Origin of the sequence: Pseudomonas sp. NDM (assembly GCF_003105095.1) — a bacterium.
GTDB lineage: Bacteria > Pseudomonadota > Gammaproteobacteria > Pseudomonadales > Pseudomonadaceae > Aquipseudomonas > Aquipseudomonas moraviensis_A.
This window is the reverse complement of sequence record NZ_QETJ01000014.1, coordinates 56,670-72,078: the sequence shown is the minus strand read 5'-3', so window position 1 is coordinate 72,078 and position 15,409 is coordinate 56,670. Positions and strand designations below refer to the sequence as shown.

The window sequence follows — 15,409 nt, the reverse complement described above, 5'->3', positions numbered from 1 at the left end:
TAGCGGTGTTTCAGTCACCATCAATTAACCTGAACCACCGCTTTCGCGAGCAGGCTCACTCCTACAGGGGATTTGTGCCGGATTCGAGATTTTTGGACAGATCACGCACCCCACGGCCCATTCGCGCAGGCATTTCGTGGCCGCCCGAAACTGTCATATTGCCTCTCACTCGCCTGCCCATAGTGACCAGCCCAACGCTGATTTCATGAGGCTGCACTGTGTTCCAACGTCTTCTGTGTTCGCTGTCCGTTCTGAGCCTGTCCATCGCCGCTGCCAATGCGGCTGAGTCTGTCGCACTCGACACGCCGCACTTGTCCGGCATCGACAACTTTCGCGACATTGCCGGCATCACTTCCGCCTATTCCACGACCCACGACGGGACCATGCGCAGCGGTGTGTTCTACCGCTCCAACGCATTGACGCCGTCGGCGGCGGATCTGGCAACGCTCAATGGTCTGGGCATCAAAGCCATCTACGACTTGCGCACGCCCAGCGAAATCGCCGCTACGCCGGACACGATGATCACGGGGGCGGCCTATCGCAATATCGACATCATTGGCAGCACCACCTCGGGTGCGGACATCACCAGCATCTCGTTTCGCAGCGCCGCCGAAGCCGTGGCGATGATGGAACAGACCAACCGTGCGTTCGTCAGCGATGCCGGCATGCGCGGGCAGTTCGGCCAGTTGTTCAATGAGCTGGCGAGTGTCGACGCCGCGCAGTTGTTTCACTGCACCGCCGGCAAGGATCGCACCGGCTGGACCGCCGCTGTGTTGCAGAGCATCGCTGGTGTCGATGAGGCGACCATCATGGTCAACTATCTGGCGACCAACGACTACACCGCCGCCCGCGTCGCTGCGACTCTGAAAGCCTTGCCGCCGAGCATGGCCGCTGTCTACGAGCCGCTGCTCGGCGTGCAGGCCAGTTATTTGCAGGCCGGCCTCGACCAGGTCGCCGCCGAGTACGGCAGCATGGACAACTACCTCAAGCAGGGCCTCGGTCTGTCCCAGGAAACCATCTATGTGCTGCGCGGCAAACTGGTCGAGTACAACAGCTTGCCGGGGCAGGCCGGGATGATCGGCAATGCCGCCGCTGGCGCTGAGTTGCTGCGGCAGTTGCAGAACTCTGAGCTGTCCGGCACCTACAGCGCCTACAACTATTACCTGCAATCGGCGATCGACGCCGGCACCTTGGGCGGTGTCGAAACGCAAGTCGGCGGTCAGGTGCATGCGGATGCAGCCAGCTATCTCTTGCGGCAGAACGCGATGATCGAGCAAGCCGCCGCAGCTTTTGCCAGCGGCAGCGATCTGAAGGTCGGCCAATACCGCCTCTGGAGCAGCGCACTCGCGAGTTACCTCGGAACCGACGGCTCGGCGCACGCCGACAGCAGTAACGAACACAGCCAGGGTCTGATGCTTGGCATTACCCAGCGCTTCAGCGAACAACTCAGCGCGCGGGCCGGTTTCGGCTACAGCAAGGGCAGCGTCGGCGGGGCGGGTGGCGAGGCCGACACTGATTTCACCTTCCTCAACCTCGGGGCGCGTTACGGCCTCATCAGCCTCGAACGCGGCGTGTTTGTCGACGCTAGCGCCAGCGCCGGTTACGTCGACTACGACAGCAAACGCGAGCTTGGCGGTGGCCTCGGCACAGCCAAGGGCGACAGCCACGGCAATCTCACCGGCGCGACCTTGGCGTTGGGTTACCGCGCACCGCTCAGCCGGGTGATTGTCGAACCGAGCCTGGGCTTTCGCGTCAGTCATCTCGACTTGCAAGGTTTCAAAGAGAAGGGCAGTGAGCTGGCGCTCGACGTCGATGGCATCCAGCAATCCCGGCGCAGCGCCGTAGCCCATCTCGACGTGTCATTCGCCCCAGTGGCGATGGGTGCGTGGCAGTTGGTTCCGGGCGTTCGCGTGGGTTATGAACGTGCGCTCGGCGATCAACAAGTCGACAGCGAAGGTCATCTGCTGGGGCTGGATATCGAGCAGCGCGCGGCGTTCGATAACCGCGATCAATTCAGCGGCGGCGTTAATCTGATGGCCAACCTCGGCGCCCTGAGTGTGGGCGCTGAAGTCGGCGCCAACGGTGGCGGTGACAGCCACGGATTTAATGGCGGGCTCAAGGCCAGTTACGCGTTCTAACCCCGGCGAACATATCACTGTGGCGAGGGAGCTTGCTCCCGTAGGGTCGCGAAGCGGCCCTGTAAAAGACGGGGCTGCTGCGCAGTCCAGCGGGAGCAAGCTCCCTCGCCACAGGTTACTTTCCGCCTCAGGCATGCTGCGCCCGCGACGATTGCTGCGTGCGTGCCGGCTGCGCGGCGGGCTCGGGCAGCGAGGCGACATGCACCGTGCGCGCCGGGAAGGCGAACGTCGCGTCCAGCTCGGCGACCGCTTCCATGATTGCCAGGTTGATCCGTTGCTGCACGTCCATGTAGACGTTGTAGCTGGCGTCCAGAACGATGTACACCGTCTCGAATTCCAGCGCGCTCTCACCAAAACTGCGGAAATGGCAGCGGTCGAAGCGCGCCTGTTTTTCGTTCTTGATGATGCTTTCAACGCGCTGGGTAATCTGGCGGATCTGTTCGGTGGTGCACTCGTAAGTCAGACGAAACTCGAATACCACCCGACGTTCCTGCAAGCGTTTGTAGTTCTGAATGGTGCTGCCGATCATGTCGGCGTTGGCCATGACAATCTGCTCACCGCCGAGACTGCGGATGCGTGTGGTCTTCAGGCCGACGTGCTCGACCGTACCGGCCAGCGTGCCGACGACGATGAAATCGCCCACCTCAAACGGCTTGTCCACGGCAATCGACAGCGAGGCAAAAACGTCGCCAAGAATGTTCTGCACCGCCAGCGCCACGGCGATACCGCCGACACCAAGGCTGGCGACAAACGCAGTGATGTTGACGCCCAGGTTCGACAGCATCGCCAGCAGAATCACCGCCCACAGCAACACCTTGACGCCCCACAGGCTCAGGGTCGCCAGGGCGCTCGCCTGAAAGGTGCCGGTCGCGTTGTGCCGCGAGAAATAGCGATGCAGCCCCAGCGCCAGCGCGCGGTTGGTCCACAGGCCGACCTGCAACGCCGCGACTACGAACCACAAACTGCTCACGCGCCCGAGCCAGCGCTCCGGCAAATCCAGCAACCCGATGCCGACCAGGATCGACGCCAACAGCAGCAACGTGGTGCTGGTCGCCGCCAACACTTCGCTGGCCATGTACGTCAGATGCCCATTGCCGGCGCTGGCCCGCGCCTGCACCTTGCGGAAAACGAAACGGATCGCCGTGGTAGTCAGCAGATAACTGAGTGTCGCGGCGACAAACGCCAAGACCCAGTTCGCCAATGAAATTCCTAAAATGGTGTGCGTCGTGAAAAAGCCGATGAAATCCTCGGTCATTGAAACCCCCTTGCGAAGCCTGCGACGACGCGGCACCGAAGCCCACCGCCGGCCGCAGCCAGGTAAACGCCGCTTGAATGGCTGTGCCGCCAAGCGACCTGTCTGGGGTTAGTCGCCCTGAGATGCCTGCTGTTCAATCAAATGCAGTTTTCACCGGAGCGAATGGTCAACGCCTGGCCTTCAACTCCGCCGGGCTTACGCCGTAAGCACTCTGAAAATACTGACAAAAGCGCCCGACATTGCTGAAGCCAAAGCGCAATGCCACCTCCGTCACGGAGCCCGCATGCCCGCGCGCTAACGCTTCATAAGCGCGCTGCAAACGCACTTGACGCTGATACGCCACGATCGACATCCCGACAAAACGCCGAAAGCCTTCCTGCAACGCGCGCTGGCTGACATGGCTCAACCGCGCCAGGTCCACACCACTGACCAGCTGCTGCGGATGCGCCTGGATAAACTCCATCGCCACCTTCACATGCCGCGGCGCCACACACGGCGCCGGCCCCCGTAATGCCTCGGTGAAATTGTGCGGCCACGCCTCCAGCACCGCATCGATCAACATCTCGCGCAAACGTGACGGCATCAGCGTGCCGCTGTTGATCAGCGCATCGAACTCAGTGCCCGTAGCCAGATCGATCAACGCCTTGAGGCCCTGGAATGCCGGCGTATTCAGATCCACGCTCGGCTCAAACACGATCTTCTGCACGATCGGTTTCTCCAGCAACGCAGACAAACGCTCGGTGAGCTGCTGACGATTGACCGAAATGCCGTGATGCGCGTGATCATCGACAAAGCGCATCGAACGGATATCCGCCTTGTCGATCGCCAGGCCGACGTGCGCCATACCGATGGACTCGGTGGCGTGGTTGAAAACGATCTTGCCGGCGGTGGGGATGACGAAAGTGATTTCGTTGTGCGGATCGGGGAGGGTGACGCTGAAGTCGCCGTGGTAATGCATACGTCGAAAACTCACGCCGTCGTGCCGCCCGTAGACCCCGCCGATGATGATGTTGGACGGCGGGGGTGGAGTGTCGGCGTAACGATTGCCGAAAAGCCTGGAGAAAAGCGCGCCGAAGTCGGAGGAGGTGAGATTGTCGGAGCGCAGGATGATGTTTTGCCGGGTTGGGGATGCGATGGCGATTGGCGGCATGTTGGAGTGCGGGCTCGTGGGTCAACGGTAGAGATCGGTAGAGCCTATGGGGCAGCCGTGACGGTTGAGTGACAAGGCCGGGAGCATGGTGGGCTTTCGACGAAGCCACGTATTTACCTGAGACCTGTCGCATGAGTAGAATGCGATTCATTATCAATCATGTATGTCCCGGGATGCCGATGCGTAGCGACGAAACACTAGGTACTGCAGATCTAGGGCTGCTCTATCGCACCCACCACTCCTGGTTGCAGGGCTGGCTGATGCGACGCACTGGATGTCGCGATAATGCAGCAGATCTGGCCCAGGACACCTTCGTACGGGTGCTCAAGGCGCGTCAATCCAGCCCCTTGCGCGAACCACGCGCCTATTTGAGCAGCATCGCCCGTGGACTGATGATTGATCAGTATCGGCGTCGTGAACTCGAACGTGCCTACCTGGAAAGCGTCATGTCGCTGCCGCAACACGAGGTTCCCTCGGAAGAAAGCCGGCTGATGATTCTGGATGCGCTCGAGCGCATAGACCGCATGCTCGGTCTGCTCAAACCAAGAGTTCGCCAAGCGTTTTTATTTGCCCGTCTCGACGGTCTGACGTGCGCGCAAATCGCCGAAAAACTGAGTGTTTCCCGCGCGACGGTGGAACGCGACCTGGCCACGGCCCTGCAACACTGCTATCGCTTGCGTTATGTCGAGTCGTGAGCCGCAGGCGCTGGATCCGGCCATTGTCGACCAAGCGATCCAATGGCAAGTGCGCCTTCGCTTCAATGAAGCCGATGAGCAGACGCAGCGCGCTTTTGAGCAATGGCTCCAGCAGCGCCCAGAGCATGTGTTGGCGTGGCAGCGTGTGGAATCGCTTGGGGATGAGTTCGCAGGCGTACCCACTCAACTGGCCCGACAAACCCTCGAAGGCAGCAACCATGGAATGCGTCGGCGGGAAAGCCTGAAGCTCCTGGGCGTATTGGCGACGGTCGGCGCGGCCGCCTGGCTTGGCCGGGACTACACGCCCGTACCCGCCATGCTTGCCCAGCAACGCAGCAGCACCGGCGAGCTACGACGCTTCCAGCTCGACGATGGCAGCCTTGTCCAGCTCAATAGCGATAGCGCCGTCGACAGCGAATTCGACGCCCAGCGACGCCTGATCATCCTGCGCCGTGGTGAAATCATCGTGAATGTCGGGGCGGATCAACACTCGCCTCAAGCGCGACCGTTCTGGGTGCAATCCCGTGACGGGCTCATGCGCGCCCATGGTTCGCGCTTTCTGGTACGCGAGCGTGACGATGGCACGCTGGTCGCGGCTCAGCAGGGATCAGTCACGGTTTTCCCCGGCTCCAGTCAAACCCCTGCGAGCGCCAGCGCCCAAGCGGGCAATCCTCTGCTGTTCACCTCAAGTGGCGCCCGAACGTACAGGGACAACGGTCTGGATCTATGGAGCTGGGGTGACGGGGTGATCAGTGCGCGCAACATGCGCCTCGATGATTTCATCGTGGAGTTGTCGCGTTATCGCCCCGGGGTATTGCGCTGCGCCGAAGAGGTCGCTGATCGCCGCGTTTCCGGCACCTTCCAGCTGGCTGACAACGATCAGGTCCTGGCATTGATCGCGCAATCACTGCGCTTGCACGTTGACTACCGAACCCGATATTGGGTGACCGTGACCGCTGCGACCTGAGGCCATCAGGATTTTCGCGTGTCGTGAAAAATAATGAGGTGGTTTCTCATTCTCGTTCGACCTCTAAGGAAGGCCGGAATACAGGCCAGTCTGCCGATGTCCTTTCTTGGAGCGAGAAAATGAGTTCGTCCCCGGTTTCACAGCGCCATCCATTGAACCGTGCCATGCACGCTGCGATTTTCGGTTTGATCGTGAGCAGCTACGCATTGCCATCGCTGGCGCAAACCTCGAGCGCTGACCACAGCAATCAGGTCAAGCAGTGGAACATTGCTGCCGGCCCATTGGCGCCGGCGCTCGACCGCTTTGCGCGTGAGGCCGGGATCAGTCTTTCCTTCGACGCGGCGAGTGTTGCGAACCGCAACACTGCTGGCGTGAATGGCACGCTCGAGACTTCGACAGCGCTGTCATCGTTGCTGCAGGGGAGCGAATTGCAGATCGAACAGCAAGGCCCGAATGCTTATCTGCTGGTCCCTCAAGCGAAGACCGCCGGCCCGCTGGAACTCGATGCAACAGATGTCGAGGATTACCGCCTCGCACCCCTCATCATCAATGCCAAGGTCAGGGTCAGTGCCGACGACGACACCAACTCGGTGGTTGCCAAGGAGCTCTGGGTGGGTGGCAAAGTGGCGACCAGCATTCTCAATACACCGGCATCGGTATCAGTCGTTACCAACAAGGAAATGCAACAGCGCAGCGTCAGCACCACGGAAGAGGCGCTGCAATACACGCCCGGCGTGGTCAGTGATTTCTACGGGACGGATGACCGCAACGACTACTTCCAGATCCGCGGCTTCCAGGCCACCACCTACCGTGACGGCTTGACCCTGAGTTCGATGCGTGGCGTACGCGAAGATCCATTCGCCTATGAGCGCATCGAGATTCTGCGTGGCGCCAATTCCACGCTGTTTGGCCCAGCGGACCCGGGCGGTTCGGTGAACTTCGTGACCAAACAGCCGCGCTTCGAAAAATTTGGCCAGGGCTATGTGACCTACGGTTCCTTTGACCATGTCGAGACAGGCATCGATGTGGGGGATGCGCTGAACGACGAGAAGACCCTGGCTGGCCGCTTTACGGCCAAAGGCCAGAACAGCGATCGCGAGTACGATCACTCACAGGACGACAACCAGTTGTTTATGGGTGGTCTCACCTGGGCACCGACCGATTACACGTCGGCCACGGTGATCCTCGACTACCTGAAAACCGAAAGCTCGCCCAACAGTGGCGGCTATCCGCTGGACAAGGAATACGACCGCAGCAAGTTTTACGGTGAGCCCAGCTACAACTTCCACGATGTCGAGCGCACCAGCCTCAGCGGTAACGTCACCCATGACTTCGACAACGGCTTCGTACTGCGCAGCAATCTGCGTTACAGCAAGTTGACCGATGATTTTGGCTACGTGTACCTCAGCGACAGCGCCGCCCGTGTCGGTACTACTGTCGATCGATACCTGTTTGGCACGGACACTGATGCCGACCAGTTCAACGGCAATCTGATGCTGCAATACGATGCCCGCTTCGAGAACATCGACAGCAGCAGCCTGGTGGGCGTGGAGTATCTCGATTCGACCACCAAGGAGAGCTCGGTCTACGCCCTGACGACGCCGATCGACATCGCCAATCCCGTGTTTACCGGCGTTTCACGCTCGATCACGCCGTACGCCGTCAACAAGCGAGACGCGACCACCAAGGCCGTATTCCTGCAGCAGAACCTGTCGTTCTACGAGCGGTTCATCGTCACCGGCGGTGTGCGCAACGACTCGATGGACCTGACCAGCAAAGGCTTGCAATCCACCGAGAAAGACACCTTTTCCGAAACCTCCTACCGAGGTGCGTTGACCTATATCGTCAACGATGAAGTGTCCACCTACGTGAGCATGGTGGAATCGGTATCGCCGCCGCAGGTTGGCGTGACACCGCAGACAGGCAGGCAGTACGAGGTGGGCGTGAAGTATGCGCCGATGGGTATGGACGCACTGTTCTCCGCCGCCGTGTATGACCTGACTCAGGAAAACGTCACCATCGCCGTGGTGCTGCCGAGCGGCATCATTGAGCAGCAGACAGTGGGCGAGTCGCGGGCGCGTGGCCTCGACCTGGAGGCCAAGGCGCAGGTGACGCAAAACCTCAGCCTGATCGGTGGCTATTCCTATATGGAGTCCGAGGTACTGCGCGGTTCGTTATACGACGGCAGTTCCCTCAAGGGGAACGAGTTCTCCATCGCGCCCAAGCATTCCGCTTCGCTCTGGAGTTACTACGATGTGCCCGCCACTGATGTCAGCGTGGGCTTGGGTGCACGCTACGTCGGCTCGTATTACTTCGATGCAGCCAACTCCGGCAAAAGCGACGGCACCACGCTGTTCGACGCCGCTTTCAACTACAAGATCGCCAAGGGCACCGACCTCGCAGTGAACGTCAGCAACCTGCTGGATGAGCAGCACGTGGTCGGTTCCGGCACAGCGAACTTCTACAACCCGGGTCGCGAGATTACCGCCAAACTGAGTTACAACTGGTAAGCAGATACAGGATGCGGTGCCCGCTTTGTTGCGGGCACCTGGCATCTGCTTTCGGCCCGAAGCGCACTTCCTGCCAGCGTCATGGGTGAGTCGCTGAGCGTCGCCACTGACCGGGTGACACATTTTCTCGCTTCCGGAAGGCCCGATAGTACGAGTTGACGTCTTCATAACCGAGAAGATAGGCCACCTCTTTAAGCTCCAGGCTTGTATCAGCCAGTAGCTGAAATCCCACTTGACGCCTCGCCTCGTTGAGCAGTGCATTGAAGGTCGTACCCTCGGATGCCAAGCGGCGTTGCAGTGTGCGCTCGCTCTGCAGCAGTTCTCGGGCGAGATGTTGCAGACTGGGCCGTCCGTTCGCCAGTGCGCGTTTCAGTATTTCGATGACCTGCTCACAGAAGCCTGGCGGCGCTTCGATCGCGCGTAGTGCGGCATCGAGGCCGGGACTCATCATGTGCAGCACCTGCGGATTGTGTTGCAGAAACGGCCGATCAAGATCAGAGGCGCTTACGATCATCTCGTCATGACTGGCGCCGTAGCGGATGGGACATGCGAAATAATCCGAGTGAGTTTCCAGCGGTGGCTTTGGCCGTCTCAAGCGTAATGACAGAGGCGCAATGTGTTCACCGCTGCCTCGACGACCGAGCTCCAGTACCAAGGCAAAACACGCTTCCACAGAAAGACAGGGCGCCGGCCCCGTGCCGGAAGGCCACTGAGTCGTGAATGACACACTCCCCTGGCGCTCGACCATGGATAACTTGTCGGGACTGCACAGACGCTGCAAGCGCGCCAACCGCGCAAGTCCGTCGCGAAAATCAGCCGCATATAACGCCGTGATGAACGCCATTTTGTGCTTCGCACTGGGCGTGTCGCGAACCATTTTAATCGCAAAAGCGGGGTCTGCCGAAAGCACCTCAATGGCGTTCCAGACAGCGAATAACTGCTGTGTGCTGACAAAGGTCGATTCGTTCAGGTGCAGGTCGCGGGGCAATTGAGCGTGTTGCTCAATCGACGAGGGATCCAGGCCCAGCTGCGCTATCGATTCCCAGAAGACCCTGGGCAATTTACACCGCTCGGTGCTGGTGTGATGGTGCGGCATTTCCAGGCTCCGAACCGCAGGATAGCGGTGATGCGTGATGCAACGCGCCGCCAATGGCGCGTTCTGCAAGTATTCTGGCGCAAGGCGCCCACAGGCTGATACCGCTGCGCTCTTACCATTGTCGTCAACACACCGAGCCAAAAGGAGCTCACGATGACGATGACGTTCTATACCAACCCCAATTCTCGCGGGCGCATGGTGCGCTGGATGCTCGAAGAAATCGGCTGCGCGTATGAGACGGTGGTCATGGATTACCAGTCGACCAGTCAGGCTGACCGTTGGGGTGGTGCCGCGCTGGCAGTGCCAACGATGGCCGACGCTGATGATCGGCGCGTCAGTTTTTTTCGCGACGTGAACCCGATGGGAAAGATCCCGGCCCTGGTGCATAACGGGCAAACCATAACAGAAACTGCCGCCATCTGTGCGTACCTCGCGGAGGCATTTTCCGAAGCCGGGCTGGCCCCGGTGGCAGCGGAGCGCGCCGCTTATTTCCGGTGGATGTTTTTCGCTGCCGGGCCGCTGGAGCAGGCGGTCACCAACCACCGCGCCGGTTTCAACCCGACGCCGGATCAGGAGTTCTTCTTTGGCTACGGCAGCTATGAGCGCACGGTCGATCAGCTCGAACGCGCGGTATCGGCGCATCCGTTTATTGCCGGCGAACGCTTCACCGCTGCAGACGTTTATGTTGGCTCGCACATTGGCTGGGGGTTAGGCTTGCAAACTTTGCCGCCCAGAGCTGCATTTCTCGCCTATGCCGAGAGGTTGATCAGCCGCGACGCCTATCAACGTGCGGTGGCGAAGGATGAAGCGCTGGTGGGTGCCAGATGACTGACGTGCCTGCCATGATTTTTCGCAAAACTCAGGGAATTTGATAATGCCGCTCAACCGACTCGACTTCACCACACGCTTGCTGATCGACGCGGGCATCGGCAAAGGAATGCGGATCCTCGACGTAGGCTGCGGTTCGGGTGATGTTTCTTTGCTGCTGTGTGATCTAGTGGAAAACGGGGAAGTCATCGGAGTCGATCACGACGCCGCTGCGATTGCCATTGCACGCCAGCGCAGCGCAGGACATGCGCTGACTTTTCTCGAGGCAGACCTCCAGGAATTGCCCGACTCTATCGGCACTTTCGACGCGATTGTCGGCAGGCGCGTCCTGATGTATCAACAGGATGCGGTGGCGACGATCCGAGCACTGTCGAAGTGTCTGCGCCCCGGCGGAATCGTGGTCTTCCAGGAACACGATACGACGCTGGCGCCTGCCAGCGTCGAGCCTTTCCCTTTGCATGAAAGAGCGCAACGCTGGTTACAGCAAATGCTTGCTCGCGAAGGAGCGGATTTGCACATCGGGTTTAACCTGCACGGCATTTTCACCCAGGCAGGCTTGACCGTGGAAAGCGTACGCGCCGAGTGCCTGGTACAAACGCCTGATGCGCCCTACAGCCTTGGCGCCATCGTTCGAGCGTGCTTGCCGCGAATCATTGCGTTAGGGGTGGCCAGTGCAGAAGAGGTCGAAATTGAAACGTTGCAGGCGCGTCTGGATCAGGAGCGTTCAGGCTCTTCAGGCGTCTATGTTGGGGATGTGATGTTTGGGAGTTGGGCTCGGAAAAATTGACTTCGGTCTTTTTTTATCTGATACGAAGAGCGGCAGTCGGCGAGAGTAATTGGCACTTTGTAAAGGCGATGTCATAAAGCTAATCATGAAACTGGCGATAACCTGTCGGGCGACTCGGCCCCGAGCGTTGTCCTCCCATTCATGAACGGATTCAAAATTGCGCAAGCTCTCGATTGCTCTATGCCTCAGCCTCTTGGCCTTTCTTCTTGTTACCTTCGTGATCGCACTATGGCGAAGCCCTTATAGCCTTACTGCCTTGATCGCCTCAGCCTATGAGGAGGGGCTGATAGTCAGCCGCAACCCTGGCAAAGCCGCAGACTGGTACTTGAGCGCTGCAGAAAAAGGCGACCCCGTTGCGCAATACAAGATTGGCATCATTGAATATTACGGTCGAGGCGTCGAAGTTGATCGACCAAAAGGTCTGCAATGGATAACTGAGTCGGCCGATCAGGGATACGCCGACGCACAATATTACATGGGGGTCGCAAGCATCGCGGGTGGAGAGGTGGCCAGTGATTTTGTTCAAGGCGCGCAATGGTTCAGCAAGGCAGCAGAACAAGGTCATACAAAGGCTCAACGACAACTCGCTATCTTTTATGACAAAGGTTACGGCGTTGAGGCAAACGACCAACAGGCGTTCAAATGGGCTAGCAAGGCAGCCGATCATGGAGATGCCGAGGCTCTGACGCTATTAGGCACACTCTATTTTTCCGGTAAAGGAATTCCAGCCGACCCTCAACACGCCGTCAAATTGCTCACCCAAGCGGCCAATGCTGGCGATAGCTTTGCATTTGAATTATTGGGGGCGGTCACTTTACAAGGCACTGGTACTCCTAAAGACGTACCCGCCGCATTGCGTTGGTATACCCGTGCCGCCGATCAGGGCCGGGTCAACGCCCAGTACGTCCTCGGCTATCTCTATAGCAGTGGCGGGGATGTACCGGTGAACTATCCACTTGCCAATCACTGGCTGTTGCAGGCGGCGGTTCAAGGTCACGCTGTGGCGCAGATTACCCTCGCCGTTCATTTCGATAATGGGCAGGGCGTCAGCCGTAACAAGCTCAAGGCTTGCGGATTGTTGCGTGTGGCGCTTAAACAGACGCTGCCGAGCGATATTGCAGACCCCATGCGCGAGCAGCTTGAGAAAGAAGAGAAAACACTTTCGCCGCAGCAACTGGCTGAGATATCGGCTCTGGAGACCCTCTATTCAAGCCCGTCGGGTCTCAGGGGACTCAAAGGTGATCTGACAAGCGAACAGTAAGCTGCAGGGGTGGCCAGCCTGGTATCGCGTTTTTCATTTATCATGCACGCCGCCTGTTCCGGCGGTTTCAGCCAGACGGCTGCATTGCGAATTTCAAATGGAAGGATTCCCGCGTCATGTCCAATACGTTGTTCCGCACACTGGCTTTGTCCAGCCTGTTCGTGCTCGCCAGCTGCACCACTGCAACGCCAACCGCACCGACACCTGTCACCTCCAAAGCGATTGAAGCTTTTATCGACATTTGTCTGAAAACCGCCCCGTCGTTCGCCGGCTCGGCTGAAGCGGCCAAGAGGAACGGCATCACCGAGCTTGTGGACATGTGCTTCACGCGCATCGGCTTCACCGCAGACAAAAATCTTTCCGTGCAACTCTCCGAAAAGGAATGCGTCGTCGCCACTGCCAGTCAGTCGGATGACAGCCTGACCCGACAATTGCTGAGTGCCGCGCAGATTTACTCGCAAACGCCGGTTGCTGATCGTGTGCCGTCGAAGGTGCGTATCCAGGACAACAACTTCATTCTTCAGCATGACCGCAAGGGCGGTGAGACTTATGTGTTGTTGAGGAACAAGTAAGCGGCATGCTTGGTCGATGCCTGAAGAAGCCCGCTTTGCGGGCTTTTTCGTATGGGAGGTTGGCTGAGTTGGGCAGCCCCGCGCGACGGCGATTCAGTTCCTGAGTACACATTTCGTTTTAATCGTAAGCAAACTGATCAATCAATCCCAGACGAGGCACACGTGTGTGGGGCCGCAACAAAGCTCCAGGAGCGATCACGGCATTTGCGCCAATTTTGCAGCCGTCACCCACCAGCGCTCCGAATTTGCTGACGCCCGTTTCGATCACCTGATCTTCGTGGCGGATCTTGATATCGGCCCCGTCCAGTTCGTTCCGGTAGTTGGCGATGATCGCGCCGGCTTCAATATTCACCGCTTTGCCAATCACTGAGTCGCCGACGAAGTTGAAGTGGGCAAGTTTGCTGCCATCGAGCACGAAAGTACTTTTCAGCTCGCAGCTGGGGCCAACGATGCAGTTTCTGCCGAGATACACACCACCACGAAGATAAGCGCCCGCGGCTACAAAACAGCCTTCGCCGATGATGATTGCGCCTTTCAGAACAGCGCCTTGCTCAACGATGGCGGTTTCATGAACGGCACAATTGCCTTGACGCCGGTAGCCGGCGCCGAGAGTTTCAAGCAATGCGAGGATTCGGCTCTCGCAGTCCTGAGTCACCGCCCAAGGGGCAGTCGAGCCGACGCCCAGTAAAGGCCAGCTGGCGATGTAGTCGTCGATTTTTGCTGATTTCATAAGCATCTTCCGAACAAGTGAGATTGGTATGCGATCTGCTGCAACATCATCGGCGCGGTCAAACTGTCGACGGTTGGAACGACACGCTGTGCCTGCCAGTCGTACCTGTTTACGAGCATTCTTCAGGTACGACGCAATGGATAAGACAATTACCGTGGATCAACTGGCTACCACTGATCTGGGATCAATCAACGAGATATGGCTCGGCGGAACTCATACCCAGTTATGCCTATGGCGTGCTGAACAGGTCTTCACCCACGAAATGCTCAGCGAGGGTACCCATGATCAGAATGTCCAACGCCTGTGTTTGCAACTGGTGGATCCTGACGATCAGGCCGCAGTGGCTCGCGTTGAAGTGATCGCGCGCGAACGACTGGAAGAACTGGGCAAGCAGGGTGAGTTTTATCCCGCCGAAGAGGCGGACACTTATCAATAATTGCTCTGCATCCGATGAAAAGCGCTGCTGCTAAAGCAGCGCCTCAAGCGGGCTCTTCAAGCCTGCGCACATCACCCAAGGAATCACGCTGCATCGACTGCAAGTTCTTTTCAATGGTTTCGCACAGCGCTTCCATTTGAATCTGGTGTTCGCTGTGGCGGAACGGGCTTTGCAGATCGGTGCCGATGCGTTCGATGGCCAGCAGCATGAACCCGACCACGGTCGACGCCAGGGGCGTGAACCAGCCCAAAGATTCAACCAGTCCCACCGGTACGATCAGGCAGAACAGCGAAATGAACAGCCGTGGAAAATACACGTAAGGGTAGGGCAGCGGCGTGTTGGCGATCCGCTCCATGCCACCCTGGCTGTTGGACAGGTCGACCAGTGTCGACTCAAGTCGCGCCAGGCGAATACTGTCCAGATGCCCGGCCTTGTATTCCTTGGCGAGCAGGGTCGCCGAGCCGGTGAGGATATCGTTGGCGAAGTTGTTGGTCGTGCCACTGCGGGCGAACTCTTCGGCGGGAATAAACGCCCGCACCTCATCGGGACAAGGCTGACCTTGCAGATGCGCGGCAAGGCAATTGACGTAAGCGACGTGGCGGCGCAACAGCGTGGATTTGACCGGATTCACCTCGCCACCCGCATCGTCCAGCAGCGTCAGCACCTGCCGGGCGAAGCTGCGGGAATTGTTGATCATCGAGCCCCACAGCGTTCGGGCTTCCCACCAGCGGTTGTAGGCACTGCTGTTGCGAAAACTGATCAACACGATCAACGCTGAACCGAGCAAGGTCAGCGGCATCAGCGGCAGATTCAGCTTGGCGTTGAGAAACAGCATGAAATCCACGGTGACGGCGATGTCCCAGAGCAGCAACCAGAACAAGGACCAGCCCACGTAGCCGAGGGTCTTGATGATCAGACGGTATTTTTTGACGATGGCAGCTTTCAAACGGAAACCTCGTGGCGAGCAGTTTGCTTAAACGCTTA

At 58.9% G+C, this 15,409-nt stretch carries 14 protein-coding genes; 9 read left to right on the top strand and 5 right to left on the bottom strand.

All coding sequences use genetic code 11. The annotated features are described in order from the left end of the window. The first annotated feature begins 218 nt into the window (after positions 1-218). Positions 219-2,138 (top strand): tyrosine-protein phosphatase, encoded by a 1,920-nt coding sequence (locus DCO47_RS05910; RefSeq protein WP_116657704.1) that lies wholly within the window; start codon positions 219-221, stop codon positions 2,136-2,138. Positions 2,139-2,265: 127 nt separating this feature from the next. On the opposite strand, the gene DCO47_RS05905 is transcribed toward DCO47_RS05910, so the two are convergent. Together DCO47_RS05905 and DCO47_RS05900 are read right to left on the bottom strand one after the other, a co-directional pair. Further along, a complete protein-coding gene (locus DCO47_RS05905) occupies positions 2,266-3,393 on the bottom strand; it encodes a mechanosensitive ion channel family protein (RefSeq protein WP_116657703.1) in 1,128 nt (375 codons plus the stop codon). 166 nt (positions 3,394-3,559) lie between these two features. Continuing rightward, entirely contained in the window at positions 3,560-4,543 is a 984-nt protein-coding gene (locus DCO47_RS05900) for an AraC family transcriptional regulator (protein ID WP_064361871.1), read from the bottom strand. 179 nt (positions 4,544-4,722) lie between these two features. On the opposite strand from DCO47_RS05900, the gene DCO47_RS05895 reads away from it, so the two are divergent. The 3 genes from DCO47_RS05895 to DCO47_RS05885 all read left to right on the top strand — a co-directional run bounded on the left by DCO47_RS05895 (position 4,723) and on the right by DCO47_RS05885 (position 8,715). Further along, positions 4,723-5,238 (top strand): sigma-70 family RNA polymerase sigma factor, encoded by a 516-nt coding sequence (locus DCO47_RS05895; protein WP_042610403.1) that lies wholly within the window; start codon positions 4,723-4,725, stop codon positions 5,236-5,238. Further along, positions 5,225-6,205, top strand: coding sequence for a FecR domain-containing protein (locus DCO47_RS05890; protein WP_116657702.1), 981 nt, complete (start codon positions 5,225-5,227; stop codon positions 6,203-6,205). The genes DCO47_RS05895 and DCO47_RS05890 overlap by 14 nt, the downstream gene beginning before the upstream one ends. A gap of 119 nt (positions 6,206-6,324) precedes the next feature. After that, complete coding sequence (locus tag DCO47_RS05885; protein WP_116657701.1) at positions 6,325-8,715, top strand: TonB-dependent siderophore receptor; 2,391 nt, start codon at positions 6,325-6,327, stop codon at positions 8,713-8,715. Between the two features lie 79 nt (positions 8,716-8,794). Here DCO47_RS05885 and DCO47_RS05880 read toward each other — a convergent pair whose 3' ends face one another. Beyond that, the gene (locus tag DCO47_RS05880) at positions 8,795-9,811 is read right to left on the bottom strand and encodes an AraC family transcriptional regulator (protein WP_116657700.1); all 1,017 of its coding nucleotides are present in this window, start codon (positions 9,809-9,811) and stop codon (positions 8,795-8,797) included. A 153-nt stretch (positions 9,812-9,964) separates the two neighbouring features. On the opposite strand from DCO47_RS05880, the gene DCO47_RS05875 reads away from it, so the two are divergent. From DCO47_RS05875 to DCO47_RS05860, 4 genes are all read left to right on the top strand, one after another. Beyond that, positions 9,965-10,639: a glutathione S-transferase family protein gene (locus DCO47_RS05875; protein WP_218279813.1), complete on the top strand. Its 675-nt coding sequence runs from the start codon at positions 9,965-9,967 to the stop codon at positions 10,637-10,639. A gap of 46 nt (positions 10,640-10,685) precedes the next feature. Continuing rightward, positions 10,686-11,426 (top strand): bifunctional 2-polyprenyl-6-hydroxyphenol methylase/3-demethylubiquinol 3-O-methyltransferase UbiG, encoded by a 741-nt coding sequence (locus tag DCO47_RS05870; RefSeq protein ID WP_116657699.1) that lies wholly within the window; start codon positions 10,686-10,688, stop codon positions 11,424-11,426. 157 nt (positions 11,427-11,583) lie between these two features. Beyond that, entirely contained in the window at positions 11,584-12,687 is a 1,104-nt protein-coding gene (locus DCO47_RS05865; protein WP_064361866.1) for a tetratricopeptide repeat protein, read from the top strand. A gap of 116 nt (positions 12,688-12,803) precedes the next feature. Next, positions 12,804-13,259, top strand: a complete 456-nt coding sequence (locus DCO47_RS05860; protein ID WP_116657698.1) for a hypothetical protein — start codon at positions 12,804-12,806, stop codon at positions 13,257-13,259. 118 nt (positions 13,260-13,377) lie between these two features. On the opposite strand, the gene DCO47_RS05855 is transcribed toward DCO47_RS05860, so the two are convergent. Further along, positions 13,378-13,989, bottom strand: a complete 612-nt coding sequence (locus DCO47_RS05855; protein ID WP_116657697.1) for a transferase — start codon at positions 13,987-13,989, stop codon at positions 13,378-13,380. A gap of 136 nt (positions 13,990-14,125) precedes the next feature. Here DCO47_RS05855 and DCO47_RS05850 point away from each other — a divergent pair, with 136 nt between their 5' ends. Next, positions 14,126-14,425, top strand: a complete 300-nt coding sequence (locus DCO47_RS05850; protein ID WP_042610244.1) for a hypothetical protein — start codon at positions 14,126-14,128, stop codon at positions 14,423-14,425. Positions 14,426-14,468: 43 nt separating this feature from the next. Here the strand turns inward: DCO47_RS05850 and DCO47_RS05845 are convergent, their stop codons facing one another. Then, complete coding sequence (locus tag DCO47_RS05845; RefSeq protein WP_065617128.1) at positions 14,469-15,371, bottom strand: bestrophin family protein; 903 nt, start codon at positions 15,369-15,371, stop codon at positions 14,469-14,471. Between the last annotated feature and the right edge of the window lie 38 nt (positions 15,372-15,409).